The organism is Pseudomonas izuensis (assembly GCF_002356535.2).
GTDB classification, from domain to species: domain Bacteria; phylum Pseudomonadota; class Gammaproteobacteria; order Pseudomonadales; family Pseudomonadaceae; genus Aquipseudomonas; species Aquipseudomonas izuensis.
In genome coordinates this window covers 1,456,000-1,475,726 of sequence record NZ_AP017423.2, presented here as the reverse complement: position 1 = coordinate 1,475,726, position 19,727 = coordinate 1,456,000, and the positions used below count along the sequence as shown (strand labels likewise).

At 59.4% G+C, this 19,727-nt stretch carries 19 protein-coding genes; 6 read left to right on the top strand and 13 right to left on the bottom strand.

Translation table 11 applies throughout. From position 1 onward, the window contains the following. Positions 1-18 precede the first annotated feature (18 nt). Entirely contained in the window at positions 19-1,737 is a 1,719-nt protein-coding gene (aceK, locus tag LAB08_RS06670) for a bifunctional isocitrate dehydrogenase kinase/phosphatase (protein WP_096512954.1), read from the bottom strand. A 158-nt stretch (positions 1,738-1,895) separates the two neighbouring features. Between aceK and LAB08_RS06665 the strand changes: the two genes are divergently transcribed. Beyond that, the gene (locus LAB08_RS06665; RefSeq protein WP_096512955.1) at positions 1,896-2,804 is read left to right on the top strand and encodes a DMT family transporter; all 909 of its coding nucleotides are present in this window, start codon (positions 1,896-1,898) and stop codon (positions 2,802-2,804) included. Positions 2,805-2,927: 123 nt separating this feature from the next. Here LAB08_RS06665 and LAB08_RS06660 read toward each other — a convergent pair whose 3' ends face one another. The 3 genes from LAB08_RS06660 to cysK form a co-directional block, all read right to left on the bottom strand. Continuing rightward, the gene (locus tag LAB08_RS06660) at positions 2,928-3,791 is read right to left on the bottom strand and encodes a DMT family transporter (protein WP_096512956.1); all 864 of its coding nucleotides are present in this window, start codon (positions 3,789-3,791) and stop codon (positions 2,928-2,930) included. Positions 3,792-4,281: 490 nt separating this feature from the next. Next, positions 4,282-5,220, bottom strand: a complete 939-nt coding sequence (locus tag LAB08_RS06655; protein WP_096512957.1) for an aspartyl/asparaginyl beta-hydroxylase domain-containing protein — start codon at positions 5,218-5,220, stop codon at positions 4,282-4,284. Positions 5,221-5,437: 217 nt separating this feature from the next. Beyond that, a complete protein-coding gene (cysK, locus tag LAB08_RS06650) occupies positions 5,438-6,412 on the bottom strand; it encodes a cysteine synthase A (protein WP_096512958.1) in 975 nt (324 codons plus the stop codon). 128 nt (positions 6,413-6,540) lie between these two features. Between cysK and LAB08_RS06645 the strand changes: the two genes are divergently transcribed. Beyond that, positions 6,541-7,617: a DUF748 domain-containing protein gene (locus LAB08_RS06645; RefSeq protein ID WP_096512959.1), complete on the top strand. Its 1,077-nt coding sequence runs from the start codon at positions 6,541-6,543 to the stop codon at positions 7,615-7,617. Here LAB08_RS06645 and LAB08_RS06640 read toward each other — a convergent pair. Beyond that, positions 7,614-8,114, bottom strand: a complete 501-nt coding sequence (locus LAB08_RS06640) for a DUF2442 domain-containing protein (protein ID WP_096512960.1) — start codon at positions 8,112-8,114, stop codon at positions 7,614-7,616. The genes LAB08_RS06645 and LAB08_RS06640 overlap by 4 nt on opposite strands. Further along, positions 8,102-8,332, bottom strand: a complete 231-nt coding sequence (locus LAB08_RS06635; RefSeq protein ID WP_172901628.1) for a DUF4160 domain-containing protein — start codon at positions 8,330-8,332, stop codon at positions 8,102-8,104. The genes LAB08_RS06640 and LAB08_RS06635 overlap by 13 nt, the downstream gene beginning before the upstream one ends. A 203-nt stretch (positions 8,333-8,535) precedes the next feature. Between LAB08_RS06635 and LAB08_RS06630 the strand changes: the two genes are divergently transcribed. Together LAB08_RS06630 and LAB08_RS06625 are read left to right on the top strand one after the other, a co-directional pair. Further along, positions 8,536-9,381: an AAA family ATPase gene (locus LAB08_RS06630; RefSeq protein ID WP_096512962.1), complete on the top strand. Its 846-nt coding sequence runs from the start codon at positions 8,536-8,538 to the stop codon at positions 9,379-9,381. A gap of 25 nt (positions 9,382-9,406) precedes the next feature. Beyond that, positions 9,407-10,585 carry a vWA domain-containing protein gene (locus tag LAB08_RS06625; protein WP_096512963.1) on the top strand — a complete coding sequence of 393 codons (1,179 nt, stop codon included), beginning with the start codon at positions 9,407-9,409 and terminating at the stop codon, positions 10,583-10,585. Positions 10,586-10,678: 93 nt separating this feature from the next. Here the strand turns inward: LAB08_RS06625 and LAB08_RS06620 are convergent, their stop codons facing one another. From LAB08_RS06620 to LAB08_RS06605, 4 genes are all read right to left on the bottom strand, one after another. Next, on the bottom strand, positions 10,679-11,605 hold the full coding sequence (locus LAB08_RS06620; RefSeq protein ID WP_096512964.1) for a 5-oxoprolinase subunit C family protein: 927 nt from the start codon (positions 11,603-11,605) through the stop codon (positions 10,679-10,681). After that, positions 11,602-12,306 carry a 5-oxoprolinase subunit PxpB gene (gene pxpB, locus LAB08_RS06615; protein WP_096512965.1) on the bottom strand — a complete coding sequence of 235 codons (705 nt, stop codon included), beginning with the start codon at positions 12,304-12,306 and terminating at the stop codon, positions 11,602-11,604. Before pxpB ends, LAB08_RS06620 begins: the two co-directional genes overlap by 4 nt. Continuing rightward, on the bottom strand, positions 12,303-13,055 hold the full coding sequence (locus LAB08_RS06610) for a 5-oxoprolinase subunit PxpA (protein WP_096512966.1): 753 nt from the start codon (positions 13,053-13,055) through the stop codon (positions 12,303-12,305). The genes pxpB and LAB08_RS06610 overlap by 4 nt, the downstream gene beginning before the upstream one ends. A gap of 73 nt (positions 13,056-13,128) precedes the next feature. After that, positions 13,129-14,415, bottom strand: coding sequence for an MFS transporter (locus tag LAB08_RS06605; RefSeq protein WP_096512967.1), 1,287 nt, complete (start codon positions 14,413-14,415; stop codon positions 13,129-13,131). A gap of 146 nt (positions 14,416-14,561) precedes the next feature. On the opposite strand from LAB08_RS06605, the gene LAB08_RS06600 reads away from it, so the two are divergent. Then, the gene (locus LAB08_RS06600) at positions 14,562-15,476 is read left to right on the top strand and encodes a LysR family transcriptional regulator (protein ID WP_096512968.1); all 915 of its coding nucleotides are present in this window, start codon (positions 14,562-14,564) and stop codon (positions 15,474-15,476) included. Between the two features lie 95 nt (positions 15,477-15,571). Here LAB08_RS06600 and LAB08_RS06595 read toward each other — a convergent pair whose 3' ends face one another. From LAB08_RS06595 to LAB08_RS06585, 3 genes are read right to left on the bottom strand one after another with little or no spacing between them, the layout of a single operon-like run. Further along, on the bottom strand, positions 15,572-16,114 hold the full coding sequence (locus LAB08_RS06595; RefSeq protein WP_096512969.1) for a DUF2937 family protein: 543 nt from the start codon (positions 16,112-16,114) through the stop codon (positions 15,572-15,574). A gap of 13 nt (positions 16,115-16,127) precedes the next feature. Next, the gene (locus tag LAB08_RS06590) at positions 16,128-16,904 is read right to left on the bottom strand and encodes a class II glutamine amidotransferase (protein WP_096512970.1); all 777 of its coding nucleotides are present in this window, start codon (positions 16,902-16,904) and stop codon (positions 16,128-16,130) included. Positions 16,905-16,937: 33 nt separating this feature from the next. Continuing rightward, the gene (locus tag LAB08_RS06585; protein ID WP_096512971.1) at positions 16,938-17,435 is read right to left on the bottom strand and encodes an MFS transporter; all 498 of its coding nucleotides are present in this window, start codon (positions 17,433-17,435) and stop codon (positions 16,938-16,940) included. A 200-nt stretch (positions 17,436-17,635) separates the two neighbouring features. Here LAB08_RS06585 and LAB08_RS06580 point away from each other — a divergent pair, with 200 nt between their 5' ends. Next, on the top strand, positions 17,636-19,690 hold the full coding sequence (locus LAB08_RS06580; RefSeq protein WP_096512972.1) for a S9 family peptidase: 2,055 nt from the start codon (positions 17,636-17,638) through the stop codon (positions 19,688-19,690). The last annotated feature ends 37 nt before the right edge of the window (positions 19,691-19,727 follow it).

Genomic DNA, 19,727 nt, shown 5'->3' with positions numbered 1-19,727 from the left:
CCACAGGTCGTAAACGAGTTATTCGTTATCGAGCCCTTTACGCCGATACGGGAACACATCGATCACCTTCCCCGCCCGAATCGCCTCTTGCAGGCTTTTCCAGTAATCGGCGTTGTACAACTCGCCATGCAACTGATCGAATAACTTGCGCTGCCCGGCATCGGCAAACAGGAACGGTGGAAACTCTTCCGGGAACACGTCCAGCGGTCCGATTGAGTACCACGGCTCCGAAGCCATTTCATCTTCGGGCGTACGCGGTGCCGGAATGTGACGGAAGTTGGCTTCGGTGAGGAAGCAAATCTCGTCATAGTCGTAGAACACCACGCGACCATGACGGGTGACGCCAAAATTCTTCAGCAGCATGTCGCCGGGAAAAATGTTCGCCGCCGCCAATTGCTTGATCGCCAGACCGTAATCTTCCAACGCCTCGCGAACCTGCGCCTCGCTGGCATTTTCCAGGTACAGGTTCAATGGCGTCATCCGCCGTTCGGTCCAGCAGTGGCGGATCAACACGGTGTCACCTTCGACCGACACCGTGGACGGCGCGACTTCCAGCAGTTCCTCCAGGCAGGCCGGATCGAATTTGCTCAGCGGGAAACGGAAGTCGGCAAACTCCTGGGTATCGGCCATGCGCCCTACGCGATCGACGCTTTTCACCAGCCGATACTTTTCGATCACGGTGGCGCGGTCGACGTTTTTCGACGGCGAAAAACGGTCCTTGATGATTTTGAATACGGTGTTGAACCCCGGCAGGGTGAACACCGTCATCACCATGCCGCGCACGCCCGGCGCCATGATGAACTGGTCGTCGGTATTGGCCAGGTGATTGATCAGCGCCCGGTAGAACTCGGACTTGCCGTGCTTGTAAAAGCCGATCGAAGTGTACAGCTCGGCGATGTGCTTGCCTGGCAGGATGCGCCTGAGAAAGCCGATGAACTCCGCCGGCACCGGCACATCCACCATGAAATACGAGCGGGTGAAGGAGAAAATGATCGATACGTCAGCTTCGTCGGTGATCAGCGCGTCGATCTGAATGCCGCGACCTTCGCGGTGCAGCAGCGGGATCGCCAGCGGCCATTGCTCATCGGCGGTGTAGATACGCCCCACCAGATACGCGCCCTTGTTGCGGTAGAGCACCGAGGAAAACAGCTCGACGCTCAAATCCGGGTCCTTGCACACCCAGTCCGGCAGGTTCTCGCGCAGTTGCACTTCGAGGCGGCGCAGGTCACCGGGCAGGTCGGCGTAATCCTCGCTGAAGCGGTAGTCGGCAAAGATGCTCGCCAGCATGCCCGACAATTGACCCTGGGGTTTATAGGTGCGGGTTTGCGCGGCCCTGGCCCGCCGCAGGCTCGGCCGGGTGGTGTGAATGAACATGCAGCCGTCGCTGATCAGGTCATGGCTGAACAGCCCGCAGAAAATCGAGTTGTACCAGGTCTCCGACAGTTCATCGTCGAAACGCAGGTCGATCAGGCTGATGTAGGCGTTTTTGACCAGTGGCCAACAGCTGACATCCAGCGTGTCGCTGTCGAATGCGATGCGCAGCCGCTCGACCGTTTCACTGACCTTTTCTTCATAGAGGTTGATCCGTGCCGCCGAGGCGACCTGCGTCTCCTGCCACAGGGCCTGCTCGAAGCGCGCCCGGGCGCCGTCAGTGATCTGGCGGAAATGCTCGCGGTAATCGTCAAAGCCATCGAGGATCAATCGGGCGATGTCGGCGGCTGGCCAATGCTGCGGCATAGTGAGACCTCTGCGGGAATTTGTGAGCCCTGAGCTTAGCCAGTGAAGCGGGTGCAGGAGAAGCGTAATTTTCCAGCGAATTAAACGCCCGGTTTTCGGTTGCCATCGATCATGCACTCAGCAACACTTTCGCCCCTCCCTCAAGGAAGGAACGCACTGTGAACCCCATCGATATTTTCCGTTTACTGTCACTGGCGGCCATTTGGGGTGCGAGTTTTCTGTTCATGCGCATTATCGCCCCGGTGATTGGCAGCATCCCTACCGCTTTTTTCCGCGTATCGATTGCCGCCGCCGGGTTGCTGGTGATTCTTGGCTTGATGCGCATCAGCTGGGATTTCAAAGGCAAACTCAAGACCGTGATGCTGCTCGGGGTGATCAACTCCGGCATCCCGGCGACCTTGTACTCCGTTGCAGCACAGGTGCTGCCCGCCGGTTACTCGTCGATTTTCAACGCCACCACGCCGCTGATGGGCGTGCTGATCGGTGGGCTGTTTTTCCATGAAAGACTCACCGCCGCGAAGCTCGGCGGGGTTTTTCTCGGGCTGTTCGGCGTCGGTGTGCTAACCCGCGCGGGCCCGGTGGCGTTCGATCTCGGGTTGTTGATGGGGGCCGTCGCCTGTCTGCTCGCCACCACATGCTACGGTTTTGCCGGATTCCTGGCCCGGCGCTGGCTCGATCAGGCCGGTGGTTTGGACAGCCGCTTGTCGGCACTGGGCAGCATGCTCGGCGCCACGTTGTTCCTGTTGCCGTTGTTCGGTTACAGCGTGATCAGCCAGCCACCGGCGAGCTGGGGCGGCTGGAACGTTTGGCTTTCGTTGCTGGGCCTGGGGCTGGGTTGCACGGCGTTTGCCTACATTATTTACTTCCGGCTGCTGAGCTCGATTGGCCCGGTGAAATCGATGACCACGACCTTCCTGATTCCGCTGTTCGGGGTGTTGTGGGGGGCGATGTTTCTCGATGAGCCGCTGTCGATGGCGCACATTTATGGTGGCGTGTTGATTGCAGCGGCGTTGTGGTTGGTGTTGAAGCCGGCCGTGGTGAAGCAGGCTCAAGTGTCAGCCCGATAATTTCGCGGTGAGGTTGATGACGCCTTCGCGAGCAGGCTCGCTCCCACAGGTTGTAACCAAACCTTGTGGGAGCGAGCCTGCTCGCGAAGCGGTGGTTCCATCACCGAAAACTACAACGCGGGTTTACGCGGTTTTACGGAACACGAACACCAGGCCAACGATGATCAACAGCATACCCAGCATGCTCAACGTCGCCAGTCGATTACCGAAAAACAGGTAGTCCATCACTGCCGTCACCGCCGGCACCAGGTAAAACAGACTGGTGACATTCACCAGGTTGCCTCGGGCGATCAAGCGGTACAGCAACAGGGTCGCCAGTACCGACACCACCAGCCCCATCCACAACACCGGTACGATAAACCCGCTGTTGTGCTCGAAGTGAAACGGCTGGAACGGCACGAAGATCCCGCAAAGCAATAAACCCGCGAGGTATTGCACCGGCAGTGTGCCGAGGGGATTGTCGGTGATGCGCTTCTGCATGATGGAGCCGAACGTCATGCTCGCCAGCGCCAGCAAACCAAAGAGCATCCCGGCCAACGACATGCCGGCCAGACCGATGCCCTGATAAACCACCATGATCAACCCGGCCAGACCGAGCGACAGACCAAACATCCGGCTCGCCGATCGCTGACGTTCCATGATCACCACCGTAAGAATCGGCTGCACGCCCATGATCGTCGCCATCACACCCGGCGTGACTTTCAGGTCGAGGGCCAGCAGATAGAAAATCTGATAAGCCCCCAGCAACACCACCCCTGTGGCCATCGCGTACAGCATCGGTTTTGCGCCCTTGGGCAACTTCAGCTTGAGCAACGGCACCAGCAACAGCAAACCGCACAAGGCGATGACAAAGCGCACCAGCAGAAAGGCAAAGGGCGCCGCATGGGCCAGCCCCCATTTGGAGAAGATCGCCCCGCTGCTCCACAGCAGGACGAACAGGCTCGTGGAAGCCGCCGCGAGCGCGGACTTTTGAGAAAGGACAAACATGAATACCACCTGTAGTCAGGCAAAGTGCCAATTCAGCCGAAGCTGAAATTCAGTAGTTTTTTTCAGGCGGGTGCAGGGAGTCAGCAGAGAAACGCTGATCAGCCCCAAACGCCAACGCCCGGCGGTGATACGACTGCGCACACCGGCGTGCTACTGACAGGTGGAGGGTAATGACTGATCTGCACAGGCTGCTGATTCCCGCACGGCACGACGCCAGCGTTGACCGCTGAATCGACTACCACGTTGATGAGGGATGCAGGCATGGGCTGATCTTTTGTAGAAGGATGAAAAAGCGAGTTCGGGAACTCGCTGTGCGCCGACTATAACCAGCGCTCGACGTGGATTGCAATAACTTGAAGGACCACTGTAGGAGCGAGCTCGCTCGCGATAGACGTCAACGATAACGCGTTGTTCCTGAATAAACGCGTCGCCCTTGAGTCCATCGTCGGAACGCCGCCCGGAGCAAGCTCGCTCCTACAGAGAGTTTGCGTCAACCAAACAACCAATACCCCAACAAGGTCAGCACAACCACCGCCAACACCGGGCGCAATACCCGATAAGCCTTCGGATTACGACGCTTCCACTGCTTGACCACGCCGCTGAATTTGTCGCTGGAATTCTTGCTCCATGCATAAGCCTGATTGATCCCGCCAACGCGTTCGTCATCGAGGTTCTGCGGCGCGGTAGCGCGACCCAGCAGACCGCTGATCCAGCGGTTGATGCGGGTCATCAAGCGGTTGCTCAGCGGTCGTTCGATGTCGCAAAACAGGATGACCCGGGTCTTGTCGGTTTCGTTCTTGACCCAGTGCACGTAGGTTTCATCAAACATCACGTCTTCACCGTCGCGCCAGGCGTAAACCTGACCGTCGACGAAGATGCGACAGTCGTCAGAGTTGGGTGTCGACAGGCCCAGGTGATAACGCAGCGAGCCGGCGAACGGGTCGCGGTGCGGGTTGAGGTGGCTTCCGCCCGGCAGCAGCGCGAACATGGCGCCTTTGACGTTGGGTATGCCGCTGACCAGTGCCACGGTTTTCGGGCACAGGAGTTCGGCCGAGGGCAACGGTTTGTCGTACCACTTGAGGTAGAAACGCTTCCAGCCCTTCTTGAAAAACGAGCCGAATCCAGCATCGTTGTTCTTTTCGGCGGCGCGGATGTAACCCTCATCAAACAGGTGCATGGCTTCGTCGCGAATGACTTCCCAATTGTCCTTGAGCACGTCCAGTTCAGGGAATTTGCTGCGGTCGAGATAGGGTTTGGAAGGCACGCCGGAGAACAGGTACATCAACGCGTTATAGGGTGCGAACAGCGCCGAATGGTTGACGAATTGACGCAGTACCGGCAAACGCGCCTTGCCACGTAAATGCACATAGAGCGTACTGCCGAGAAACAGCAGCAACACCGACGCCTTCGCGGCAAAGGAAAAGGTCATCAACAACTCCTTGGTATAGAGACACTCTGCGCAACGCCATTACCCCGACGCGGCAGCCATCATGATAAACACTACCCACTTCGGGAAAAACCCGCCTGTTTAAACATTCAGTATTATGGATTGCGCAATAAAGTACTTCTTAACACACACCTCCTGAATGCTGGCTGACCTGAGTCAGCCAATCATCAGGAAAACCTGCGGCCCTATCGGCAAAACCTTACTGCTGGTTCTCCTGCTCGGTAAACAGATCGCTGAACAACATGCTCGACAGGTAACGCTCGCCGGAATCCGGCAGGATCACCACGATCGTCTTGCCCTGCATTTCCGGGGTTTCGGCCAACCGTACCGCCACCGCCATCGCCGCGCCGCAGGAAATACCGCACAGAATCCCTTCTTCCTGCATCAATCGCAGGGCCATGGTCTTGGATTCTTCGTCACTGACCAATTCCACCCGGTCGACGATCGACAGGTCCAGGTTCTTCGGCACAAAGCCGGCACCGATACCCTGGATCTTGTGCGGGCTCGGCTTGATCTCCTCACCGGCCAGCGCCTGGGTGATCACCGGCGACACCGCTGGCTCCACTGCCACAGAGATGATCGGCTTGCCCTGGGTATTCTTGATATATCGCGAAACGCCGGTGATGGTTCCACCCGTCCCGACACCGGACACCAGGACATCAACAGCACCATCGGTGTCGTTCCAGATCTCGGGGCCGGTGGTTTTTTCATGGATAGCGGGGTTGGCCGGATTATCGAACTGCGCTGGCATGAAATACCGGGATGCATCGCTGGCAACGATTTCAGCCGCCTTCTCGATCGCGCCCTTCATGCCCTTGGCCGGTTCGGTCAGCACCAGTTCCGCCCCCAGCGCTTTCAACACTTTTCGACGTTCGATACTCATGGATGAAGGCATGGTCAGCATCAATTTGTAGCCCCGCGCCGCCGCCACGAAGGCCAGGCCAATGCCGGTATTGCCGGAGGTGGGCTCGACAATGGTCATGCCAGGCTTGAGTTTGCCAGTGCTTTCGGCGTCCCAGATCATGTTCGCGCCAATCCGGCACTTGACCGAATAACCAGGGTTGCGCCCTTCGATCTTGGCCAGGATGGTCACACCGCGCGGCGCGATACGGTTGATCTGCACCAGCGGCGTATTGCCGATGGAGTGGGCGTTGTCAGCGAAAATACGGCTCATGGCTGGGTCCTTGATACAGCATTTAATAAGCGCACAAAGGTATGCCTGTTGCCCGTGGTCGTCCAGTCAGGTCGAACGTCCGGTTATCGCCGCAGTCAATGGTTTTAGATCGCCAGAGATTTGCCACCATGAAACGTCGATACAGCTGGCCACTTTGGGCCTTCGCCGGCCTCGTTGTGCTGCTGATTGCCCTGCACTTCGCTCTGCCCTACATGGTGCGCGACTACCTCAATGACAAACTGGCGGACATGGGTGATTACCGCGGCCAGATCACAGACGTGGACCTGGCCCTGTGGCGTGGTGCCTACAAAATCAACGGCCTGAAAATCGTCAAGGTCGATGGCAAGGTGCCCGTGCCGTTCGTCAATGCGCCGTTGATCGACCTCTCCGTCAGCTGGCATTCCCTCTGGTACGACCACGCCGTGGTGGCCAAAGTGCAGTTCTTCAAACCTGAAGTGAATTTCGTCGACGGCGGCGCCAACAAACAGAATTCCCAGACCGGCCAAGGCACAGACTGGCGTGCCCAATTGGGAAAATTGCTGCCGATTACCTTGAACGAAGTGCGGATTGATGACGGCAAGATCAGCTTTCGCAATTTCAACTCCAAACCTCCCGTGAACATGAACGCCACAAAGGTCGACGCCAGCATTTACAACCTGACCAATGTGGTCGACACCAAAGGCAAGCGTGACGCCCGCTTCGAAGGCAAGGCGCTGCTACTGGGGCATGCGCCGCTGGAAACCACCGCAACCTTCGACCCGCTGAGCAACTTTGAAGATTTCGAATTTCGTCTACGGGTCAAAGACATCGAGCTCAAGCGTCTGAACGACTTCGCTTCGGCCTACGGCAAGTTCGATTTCAATGCCGGCCATGGCGATGTAGTGATCGAAGCGCAGGCCAAAAAAGCCAAATTGACCGGCTACATCAAGCCGTTGCTGAGGGATGTCGACGTATTCAATTGGCAGCAGGATGTGGAAAACAAGGACAAGGGACTTTTCCGTTCCATTTGGGAAGCCCTCGTCGGCGGCTCCGAAACCGTGCTGAAAAACCAGAGCAAGAACCAGTTTGCTACCCGCGTCGAATTAAGTGGCAGCGTTCACCAGCGAGATATCAGCGCGTTCCAGGCGTTTTTGCAGATTTTGCGCAATGGATTCATCGAGGCATTCAATGCCCGCTATGAACGGCCGAAACCGGATGCCGGTTAACTTTTGCGCGTAACGGTATAGCGGCCATTCTCTTCGGCTGCCCTTAACGACTTTGATTGCTGTTGCAGGAAGTCCCAGCCAAGACAGGCCAGGGCCAATGAACGCGGCACGGCTTCTCGCCCACTGCTGTAGCGGCTGATGCTTCGAGCACTCACCCCCAACGCCTCAGCGGCCTGATTGAGGGGCAGTCCGGTGCGAGCACGCCAGTCGATGAAAATCCGCGTGTTTTCGTCCGATGCGTTTTGCGCAAGCGCATCCAGGTACAAGGTGTCGGCGCCTATCTGGATATCCTCCTCAGGCCATTCCACACACCATCCGTTATCGCCCAGTACGGCACCGTCGAAAGCGCTCCCCAGCAACGGTTGCAACCCCGGAAAAGCCTGCAGGTCACGGCTCAAATCGAGGGACAATTGTTGACCGTCGATAAACGTCAGCGCCAGACGGTAATCCTCCAGCACCCGCACCGCCGACAGCCGTGGTCGTTTCATGGGTAACATCGTTTCCAATCCTCCAGCAATTGCGCTTGATCAGCCCTGATCCATTCCAGCGCTTCCTTGATAATCAGTGGCGGTGCCTTGCCCATCATCACCTCGACGGTCTCCAGGCTCAGCATGACATCCAGCCCGCCACCGGTCAGGTGGATGTGGGGTGGCGGATGGTCCTTTTCACGCAACTGAATGCGGTACGTATCTCGAAATCGGTATTTAGTAGACATGCCTCGCAAGCTATCGCCAAAATGGCGATATCTCAATACTGGCCCACCGCCGAGACTGAGTCAAGATGTGACGCCCCATTCAGAGACTGAATAAGCCTTCTGCGTTCACAGTCGACCGGACACCGAGTTATAGTCGGGCTTGACCATTTATTGCGCACCGCCCTGCCTCACACAGGTCGGCATTACCGTTCGAGGATTAGCAGATGAAGTTCGAAGGCACCCAGGCCTACGTCGCCACCGATGACCTGAAGCTGGCGGTCAACGCCGCCATCACCCTGGAGCGACCACTGCTGGTCAAGGGTGAACCGGGCACCGGCAAGACCATGCTCGCCGAGCAACTGGCCGAATCCTTTGGCGCCAAGCTGATCACCTGGCATATCAAATCCACCACCAAGGCCCATCAAGGCCTCTACGAGTACGACGCGGTCAGCCGTCTGCGTGACTCGCAGCTCGGCACGGAAAAGGTTCACGACGTTCGCAACTATCTGAAGAAGGGCAAGCTCTGGGAGGCTTTCGAGTCCGAAGAGCGAGTGATCCTGCTGATCGACGAAATCGACAAGGCCGACATCGAGTTCCCCAACGACCTGCTGCAAGAACTCGACAAGATGGAGTTCTACGTCTACGAGATCGACGAGACCATCAAGGCGAAAAAGCGCCCGATCATCATCATTACCTCCAACAACGAAAAAGAGCTGCCGGACGCCTTCCTGCGCCGCTGCTTCTTCCACTACATCGCCTTCCCGGATCGCAGCACGATGCAGCGGATCGTCGACGTGCACTACCCGGACATCAAGAAAGACCTGGTCAGCGAAGCGCTGGACGTGTTCTTCGACGTGCGCAAGGTGCCGGGCCTGAAGAAAAAACCCTCGACCTCCGAACTGGTGGATTGGCTGAAACTGCTGATGGCCGACAACATTGGCGAAGCGGTGCTGCGCGAACGCGATCCGACCAAGGCCATTCCGCCACTGGCTGGCGCCTTGGTGAAAAACGAACAGGACGTGCAACTGCTTGAGCGTCTGGCGTTCATGAGCCGTCGCGGCTCTCGCTAAGCACTGCTAACCAAGGGCCAACGCCATGCTGCTCAATCTGTTCAATGAAATGCGCGCCGCCAAGGTACCCGTCTCGGTGCGCGAGCTGCTGGACCTGATCAACGCGCTGAAACAGCGCGTGACCTTTGCCGACATGGACGAGTTTTATTACTTGTCCCGGGCGATCCTGGTGAAGGACGAACGGCATTTTGACAAGTTCGACCGGGCCTTCAGTGCCTACTTCAATGGTCTGGAAAAACTAGACGACCACTTGCAGGCACTGATCCCCGAAGATTGGCTGCGCAAGGAGTTCGAACGCTCCCTGACCGACGAAGAAAGGGCCGCTATCCAGTCCCTCGGTGGTCTGGACAAACTGATCGAAGAGTTCAAGAAACGCCTGGAAGAACAGAAGGAACGCCATGCCGGCGGTAACAAGTGGATCGGCACCGGTGGCACCAGCCCGTTCGGTTCCGGTGGTTTCAACCCGGAAGGCATCCGGGTCGGCGACGCCGGCAAGCGCCAGGGCCGGGCCGTCAAAGTCTGGGACCAGCGCGAGTACAAGAACCTCGATGACTCGGTGGAACTGGGCACGCGCAACATCAAGGTCGCCCTGCGCCGCCTGCGCAAGTTCGCCCGCCAGGGCGCGGCAGAGGAGCTGGACATCGATGGCACCATCGACCACACCGCTCGCGATGCCGGCCTGCTGAATATCCAGATGCGCCCCGAGCGGCGCAACACGGTCAAGTTGTTGCTGTTGTTCGACATCGGCGGCTCGATGGACGCCCACGTGAAGATCTGCGAAGAGCTGTTCTCGGCTTGCAAGACCGAGTTCAAGCATCTGGAGTATTTCTACTTCCACAACTTCATCTATGAGTCGGTATGGAAGAACAACATGCGCCGTACGTCCGAGCGCACATCGACCATGGACCTGCTGCACAAGTACGGCGCCGACTACAAAGTGATCTTCATCGGTGATGCCGCCATGGCGCCCTACGAAATCACCCAGGCCGGTGGCAGTGTCGAGCACTGGAACGAAGAAGCCGGTTACGTGTGGATGCAGCGTTTCAGGGAGAAGTACAAGAAGCTCATCTGGATCAATCCGTACCCGAAAGACACCTGGGGCTATACCTCGTCGACCAATATTGTTCGGGATTTGATCGAGGACCAGATGTATCCGCTGACGTTGCGGGGGCTTGAAGAGGGGATGCGGTTTCTTTCCAAGTAATCTCGGTTGTCTGGACTGACGCCATCGCGGGCAGGCCTTGCTCCCACAGGTTTCACACATAACCTGTGGGAGCAAGGCTTGCCCACGATACTTTTAGCGGTTCAAATACCGGCGCAAATACTCGACCTGTTCTCGATGCGCAACCTCCTGCACCACCGGCCGCAACCGCACCTGCGCCCCCGGCAGGCACTGCGCCAGCCGAGCCAGCGCCAACGGCGTCAACGCCCCCAAACGCGGATACCCGCCAATGGTCTGCCGATCATTGAGCAACACAATCGGCTGCCCGTCCGGTGGCACCTGCACCGCACCCAGTGGAATACCTTCGGAAATCATCGGTTTCCCCTGGTACTGCAATGCTGTGCCTAGCAAGCGAATGCCCATCCGGTCAGCCCGGCTGTCGAGGCTCCACACACTGTTGAACGCATCGAACAGACTCTGTCCGCTGAACTCACCGACTTGTGCACCGAGTACCAGATCCAAAGGTGCATCGAGGCTCAGGTCCGGTCGCTGCTCTGGCGATAATTCCCGCAGCAACATCACCGAATTGCCCGAATAGCTCAAGCACGCGCCTTTGCTCAGCGCACGGCCCATTCCATCCAGACCGCCGAGTTCTTCACGAACCACCGTCGCACGACTGCCCAGCACCTTCGGCGCATCGAAGCCACCCGGCGCAGCCAAATAAGCGCGAGCGCCGAGCAATGGCTGGGTGAATTGCAACCGCTGACCTTTATTCAACCTGAAACTGCGCCAGGGCTTGAGTGGCTCGCCATCCAACTGCGCCCCCAGATCCGCTCCGGCCAGCGCCAGCAGGCAATCGTCTTGCGCCACCACCGTAAACCCGCCGAGGGTGATTTCGATCACCGCCGCATCAAGGCTGTTACCCAGCAGCCAGTTGGCCCAGGACATCGACTGCCAATCCAGCCCTCCACCCTGGGTCACGCCCAGATGTCGCACGCCGAAACGTCCGGCATCCTGCAACAGGCACAGCGGTGTACTCGCTTCAATCGTCAAACGGCTCATGCCTGGGCCTCCAGTGGCGTGTCGTCACCGCCCAGGTTGATGAACTCGGCATGGCCGACGGCTTCGAAGCGTACGGTGTCACCCGGTTGCATCAGGCTGTAGCCGTCACGGTTGCGATCGAACAATTTGGCCGGCGTACGGCCGATCAGGTTCCAGCCACCCGGTGACACCACCGGATAGGCGGCCGTCTGCCGTTCGGCAATGCCGACACTGCCGGCGGCGACTTTCTTGCGGGGTGTGTTCAGACGCGGCGCGGCAAGCACCTCGTCCACCAGTCCCATGAAGGCGAACCCCGGTGCGAAGCCCAGGGCGAACACCTGATATTCACGCTCACTGTGACGACGGATCACCTCCTCCATCGCCAGCCCGCTGCGCTGCGACAACAGACGCAACTCCGGGCCGACGCTCAAGTCGTACCACACCGGCAGCACGTGACGGGTACCGCGGGTCCGCGCGTTGGGCGACAGGTCGATGAACGCTTCGGCGATCAATTCCCGTGCCTGGGCCGGACTCAACCCGGTCAGGTCATAATGCACCATCAACGTCGTGTAGGACGGCACCAGATCGATCAGGTGCCCGCCGAAGGCCGCCCGCAGGCTTTCACTGGCCGCCAGCATCCAGGGCATGTTGGCTTCGGCGATTTCATCGAACAAACGCACCATCAAACAATCGAGCGCGACTACTTCCACCCGCCATTTCATGACGCACCCAACTCATTCAACGCTTCACGAATGCGTCTTACGGCCGCAACCGAACTGGCGTTGTCGCCGTGCACACACAGGGTATTGGCCTGCAAATGCAGGGCGCTGCCGTCGCTGGCGGTGAGGCGGTCGCCACGGGCGATGATCAACGCCTGCTCGATGATTTTCTCCGGGTCGTGATGCACCGCTCCCGGCAAGCTTCGCGACACCAGCATGCCGGCACTGTCATAGGCACGGTCGGCGAAGGCTTCGAACCACAGGGTCACGCCGTATTCATCACCCATCTGCTGCGCGGCGCTGTTGTCGCGGGTGGCCATCAACATCAAGGGCAGGCTGCGGTCATAAGCGGCCACGGCCTGCAGCACCGCACGCAGCTGTGCCGGGTTGGCCATCATGTCGTTGTACATGGCGCCATGGGGTTTGACGTAACTGACCCGGCCGCCCTGGGCCCGGCAGATACCGTCGAGGGCGCCGATCTGGTAATGCAGGATGTCCTGGAGTTCCTGGGCGGCGTAGGCCATGGAGCGTCGGCCGAACCCCACCAGGTCCTGATAGGCCGGATGAGCACCGATCTGCACGCCGTGGCTGAGGGCCAGACTGACGGTCTTGCGCATGATGCTCGGGTCGCCGGCATGGAAGCCGCAGGCGATGTTGGCGCAATCAATGAAGGGCATGACTTCCGCGTCCAGACCCATGGTCCAGTTACCGAAACTCTCGCCGATGTCGCAGTTCAATAGCAGGCGGCTCACGATGAACACTCCTGTAGGTTTTATTCTTTTTAGCTGCGGGACATATCTGTAAGACATGCCCGCAGATTATCAGTTACTGCGCGTCGAGTTGCTTGCCGCGGGTTTCCGGCAGGCTCAGGGCCGCAAGGATCACCACGCCGTAGGACACTGCCGCAAAGGCACCGATGCCCACGCTCAGCGGCACGGTCTGGCTGAGCAGGCCGATCAGCAGCGGGAACAACGCCGCCAGCGCCCGGCCGATGTTGTAGCAAAAACCCTGACCGGAACCGCGAATGCGCGTAGGGAACAACTCGGTCAGGAACGCCCCCATGCCGCTGAAAATCCCCGAGGCGAAGAAACCCAACGGAAAGCCCAGCCACAGCATCACGCCATTGCTGACCGGCATTTGGGTGTACAGCAGGACAATGGTGAACGAACCAACGGCGAACAGGATGAAGTTCTTTTTCCGGCCGAGAATGTCTGTCAGGTAGGCGCTGATGACGTAACCGACGTAGGAACCGACGATCACCATCGCCAGATAACCGCTGGTATTGAGTACGCTCAAACCGCGTTCGTTTTTCAGAAAGGTTGGTAGCCAGGACGTGATCGCGTAGTAACCGCCCAGCGCACCGGTGGTCAGCAATGAAGCGCGAATCGTGGTGAAGAGCATGCCGGGGGCGAAGATCTCGTAGAACTTCGACGGGTTGCTTGGGGCTTCCTTGGCCTTGGCTTCACGGTAGATTTCCGGATCTTTCACCAATCGACGGACGAAAATCACGAAAATCGCCGGCACGATGCCGAGAATGAACAGTGCGCGCCACGCGTCTTCCGGTGGCAGGACCGAGAACAGCAGTGCATACAGAATCGCGGTCAGCCCCCAACCCAACGCCCAGCCGGACTGCACCATGCCAACCGCCTTGCCGCGGTCCTGGGCGCGAATGACTTCGCCGATCAGCACCGCACCGGCCGTCCATTCGCCGCCGAAACCGAAGCCCATCAGGGTGCGCGCGACCAACAGTTGCTCGTAGTTTTGCGCAAAACCGCAGACGAAGGTGAAGAAGGCGAACCACAGCACCGTCAGTTGCAAGGTGCGTACGCGACCGATGCGATCGGAGAGAATGCCCGCCACCCAGCCACCGATGGCCGAAGCGATCAGCGTACTGGTGTGAATCAGCCCGGCCTGGCCGGTGGTGATGCCCCACATGGCAATCAGGGTCGGCACCACGAAACTGAGCATCTGGGTGTCCATGCCATCCAGGCCATAGCCGATCTTGCAGCTCCAGAAGGTGCGGCGTTCCTGCTGATTGATATTGCGATACCAGTCGAAAGGCCCCGGGCGAGCCGTGGCTTTCGCAATCAAGGGGGTGTCGGGCGCACTCATGGCAAATCTCCGCGCTGATTTTATTGGTATTGTTCTGAGCCCCGACGACGCCTATCGTGGGAACCGGATGGCCTGATTCTTGGGCGCACCGCCCTGCCGCGTCCAACTAATAAAAACCCGCCTTAGACATAAGAAATCTTTATCCCATGAACCTGAAGTTTCTCGAGACCTTCGTCTGGGTCGCCCGGCTCAAGAGTTTCCGCCTGACCGCCGACAAGCTCTTCACCACCCAGGCGTCGATTTCCAGCCGCATCGCCGTGCTCGAAGGCGAGCTCGGGGTGAAGCTGTTCCTGCGCGATTCGCGGGGGGTGAGCCTGACGCCGGAAGGCCTGAAAGTGCTCGACTACGCCGAGCAGATGATGGACACCATGCAAGCGCTCAAGCAGTCGATCGAAACCCGCTCCAGCAAGGCCGGGCGTGTGCGTATCGGGGTGATGGACACGGTGATCCACACCTGGCTCAGCCCGTTGGTGGCGCAGATGACCGATCACTACCCCTTGGTGGAAATCGAGTTGGTGGCCGATACGTCGCTCAACCTCTGCGATCAGCTGCAAAAGGGCTTTCTCGACGTCATCCTGCAAACCGATCTGTTGCGCCAGGAAAGCGTGCGCAGCCTGGAACTGGCCAGCCATCCCATGGGCTGGATCGTCGCCAGCAACTCGCTGTACAACCGTGAGTTTTCAGGCGTCGCCGATCTGGCCAATGAGCGGATCATCACCTACTCGAAAAACTCCCATCCGCATCAGGAGGTGCTTGCCCTGATGCAGGCCAACGGCGTCATGGCGCCAAGGCTGAACTGCGTGAATTCGGTGTCGGCGATTACCCGGCTGTTGCGCGATGGTTTCGGCATCGGCGCCTTGCCACCGGTACTGGTAGCCGAGGAACTGGCGCGCGGGGAATTGACCTTGCTGGCCATCGATCAACGTCCGCCGAATTTACAGGTGGTGGTGTCGTGGCGAGTGGGTGCGGAATGGGTCGAGGAGATTGTTGCGTTGTGCCAGCAGGTGCTGGAGGAATATGCGCGCAGAGTTGGCGAAAACTACATCGTCCTGAATCGTTGACGACCCTGTAGGAGCTGGCTTGCCAGCGAACCAGGCGATGCGGCGTGCCTGACACACCGCCTTCGCTGGCAAGCCAGCTCCTACAAAGGGTGTTCTTAAAGACCGCGCAAATCCCGCTCTTCGATCGGCCGGCTCTGGCGCAGGCGCTTGCCACCCAGCACGACCCAGTCGATCAGGCGGAACAGGCATTCCAGGCCAAACGACAACAGCAGCGCGCCGCTCATGCCCCAGATCATCGCTTGCGGCGTCAACAGGATCTGGTAGCTGTAGCCATTCCAGGTTTCCTGGCGAATGTCCGGATCGGCCGCCAGCACCACTTGCAGGAAGCGGATGTACCACGGGCCCTGCATCGCCTGGAACTGCTTGTCCAGCGCCAGCTGACGGGTCAGCAGGTTGCTCAGGCTGTCGGCGTCACTGCGAAAGATCGGGTCTTCGCTGGCGCGGTAATGGGCCACCAGTGCCTGCATATCACCCTTGAAGAACTGATTGGCCGTGCCTTGAAAACCACTCAAGCCGGCCTGCGCTTCAATCAGATGCGCCTCGACCCGCTTGGCGTAATCGTTGATGAACCCCGGCACCTGGACACCGATCAACAGGCCCGCCGCGAACAACACCAGCCGTAGATAACTGAGCAACATGGGGAGCAGATCCTTATTCGGTCACGCCCTGGCTGACGCATTCACCGCGTCGCCACAGGCTCCATTGGCCCGGTTCATAGCGGGTCCAGGTTTCGTTTTCGGTCAAGGGTTCGGTGGCGATGACCGTGACCACGTCGTTGGGCGTGGTTTCGGCCTGGAAATCGACGATCACATCGACATCTTTCAAGCGCGCCGGGCCGAAGGGTGCGCGACGGGTGATTTGCGCCAGCTTGGTCGAGCAATAGCAGAACAGCCAGTCGCCGTCGCTGAGCAGGCAATTGAATACGCCTTTGCTGCGGTACTCGGCGCAGGCGGCCACCAGGTCCGGCAACAGGTCTTCGACCTCGACCGGCTCGGGGAACGCGGCACGTACGCGATTGAGCAAGTCGCAGAACGCCGCTTCGCTGTCGGTATCGCCCACGGGACGGTAGAAGCTGAAAGTCGGCTGGAAGTCCGCCAACTGGCCGTTATGGGCAAAACACCAGTTGCGGCCCCACAACTCACGGACGAACGGATGCGTGTTGGATAAGCAGACTTTGCCGACATTGGCCTGGCGGATGTGGCCGATCACCACTTCGCTCTTGATCGGGTAGCGCTGCACCAGGTTCGCGACTTCCGACTCGCAACTCGCCGCCGGGTCCTGGAACAAGCGCAAACCCCGGCCTTCGTAAAAGGCGATGCCCCAACCATCCCGGTGCGGACCGGTGCGCCCGCCGCGCTGCATCAGCCCGGTGAAGCTGAACACGATATCGGTCGGGACATTGGCGCTCATGCCCAATAACTCACACATGCTCGGACTCTCGCTTCAAGCCAGGGGCAAAAGTTACAAACGCGGTTCGACCCGCATACGCTGGGGGTTGCTTGGCACCGGTGGACGACCATAACGATCATCCCCGGCCCCCCCGAACGGATGCACCTCTTCCGGCTCATCGGCGAGGGCCGCGGCTTTGGCAGCAGCAGCCTGCTCCTTGCGTGCCCTGGAGGCGCGTTCGATCGGGAAGCGGATCACCACGAACACCAGGTAAATGCCGAAAGCGATCATGCCGTACATGAACAGGTCGGAAATCGCCCGCCACGCGTTGTTGCCGACCTTGAACAACAGGTCCAGGGCGGTAATGGCAATGGCCGGGGCGACCTTTTCCTTCACCGGGTCAATGATGGTCGGGCTGAAGAGCAGCACCGCCACCAGCAACCGCAGCGGCTCGCGCAGCCAACGCCACATCCAGCGGGTGATGCGCATCCACACCAACAGGCAGCCCAAAGCGGCAAAGGCGTAGAGGCCCCAAGCGATCAGATAGTCGTTCTCGGTCATGGTGTCCATGGCAAGGCAGGCAAAGAGGCGCTTATGATAACGGCTTTTCGCACATCAGGCTTGCCCCAAGCGCAATCCATGTGGGAGCGAGCCTGCTCGCGAAAGCGGTGGGCCAGTCAACATTGACAGTGAATGTGCTGGCCTCTTGGCGAGCAGGCGCGCTCCCACAGGTGGCAGTCCCTATTTCGTACATTGATCGAGAGTCCTTCATGCCCCTATCCGCCAACGCTTCCGACGCCCCGATCGCCCGCAAGGACGAGGGTACTGACCCGTATGCCTGGCTGCAGGAACGCGACACCGATGCGGTGCTCGACTACCTGAAGGCTGAAAACCGCTATCAGGATGCGCAAACCGCCGATCAGGCCGGGCTGCGGGAAACCCTGTTCGAGGAGATCAAGGGCCGGATTCTCGAAACCGACCTGTCCCTGCCCTCCCCCTGGGGACCGTACCTGTATTACACCCGCACCACGGCGGGCGACGAATACGCCCGGCACTACCGCTGCCCGCGCCCGATCGATGACAGCCTGACCCTCGATGAAAGCCGGGAACAACTGCTGCTGGACCCGAACGTGCTGGCCAACGGCGGCTTCTTCTCTCTCGGCGCATTCAGCATCAGCCCGGACCACCAGCGCCTGGCCTACAGCATCGATTCCTCGGGCGATGAGATCTACACACTGTTCGTGAAGGAATTGTCCGACGGTCGCGTCAGCGAACTGGAGTTCCAGGACTGCGACGGCAGCATGACGTGGGCCAATGACAGCCTGACCCTGTTTTTCGGCGAACTGGACGACACCCATCGCCCGCACAAGCTATTCCGCTACCGCCTGGACGGCACGGCGGCCGAAGAAGTGTTCCATGAGCCGGACGGCCGCTTTTTCATGCATTGCTACCGTTCCAGTTCCGAGCAGCAATTGCTGCTGTCCCTGGGCAGCAAGACCACCAGCGAAGTCTGGGTGCTGGACGCCAACCAGCCGCAGCAGGCCTTTACCTGCATCGCGCCCCGGGTTGAAGACCATGAGTACGACGTCGACCACGGCGCGCTCGACGGCCAATGGGCCTGGTTCATCCGCACCAACCGCGACGGCATCAACTTCGCCCTGTACACCGCAATCGATACTGGCGTAGCCCCCATCGAATCGACCTGGCAAAACCTGATCCCCCATAGCGACTCGGTGATGATCGACGGCATGAGCCTGAATGCCGGCGCCATGACCTTGAGCCTGCGTGAAGGTGGTTTGCCGATCATTGAAGTCTACCCCCGGGACTTGCCGAGCTACCGGGTGCAACTGCCAGACGCGGCTTACAGCCTGCATGTGCAGAACAGTCTGGAATTCGTCAGCGAACGGATTCGCCTGCGCTACGAAGCCCTGAACCGTCCGGCGCAGATCCGCCAGCTGGAACTGGTCAATGGCGAGCAGAAAGTGCTTAAGGAAACCCCGGTTCTCGGCCCGTTCGACGCCGATGCCTACGTCAGCCAGCGCCTGTGGGCTACAGCGCCCGACGGTACGAAAATTCCGATCAGCCTTGTCGTCAAACGCGAAGCACTGGGTCAACCAACGCCCCTTTATCTGTACGGCTACGGCGCCTATGGCGAAAGCCTCGACCCGTGGTTCTCCCACGCGCGCCTGAGCCTGCTCGATCGCGGCATGGCGTTTGCCATCGCCCACGTGCGCGGTGGTGGTGAACTGGGTGAAGCCTGGTATCGCGCCGGCAAGCAGGAGCACAAGCAAAACACGTTCAGCGACTTCATCGCCTGTGCCGAGCACTTGATCGCCAACGGGTTCACCACCGCGTCACAATTGGCAATCAGCGGTGGCAGTGCCGGTGGTTTGTTGATCGGGGCTGTGCTCAATCAACGGCCGGAACTGTTCGGTGCCGCGATAGCCGAAGTGCCGTTCGTCGATGTGCTCAACACCATGCTCGACCCGGAGCTGCCATTGACCGTCACCGAATACGACGAGTGGGGCAACCCGCAGGAACCGGACGTCTATGATCGGATCAAGGCCTACGCCCCGTACGAAAACGTCTGCGCACAGGCATATCCGGCGACCCTGGTGATTGCCGGCTACAACGACAGCCGCGTCCAGTATTGGGAAGCGGCCAAATGGGTGGCCAAATTACGCGCGACCAAAACCGACACCAATCCCCTGCTGCTCAAGACCGAGCTGGGCGCCGGACACGGCGGGATGAGCGGTCGATACCAGGGATTGCGTGACGTAGCGCTCGAATATGCATTTTTGTTCAAGGTTTTGGGTGTTGCCTGAGGAACTCGGCCTGGCGTGCCGGTCTTAAATCCGTACC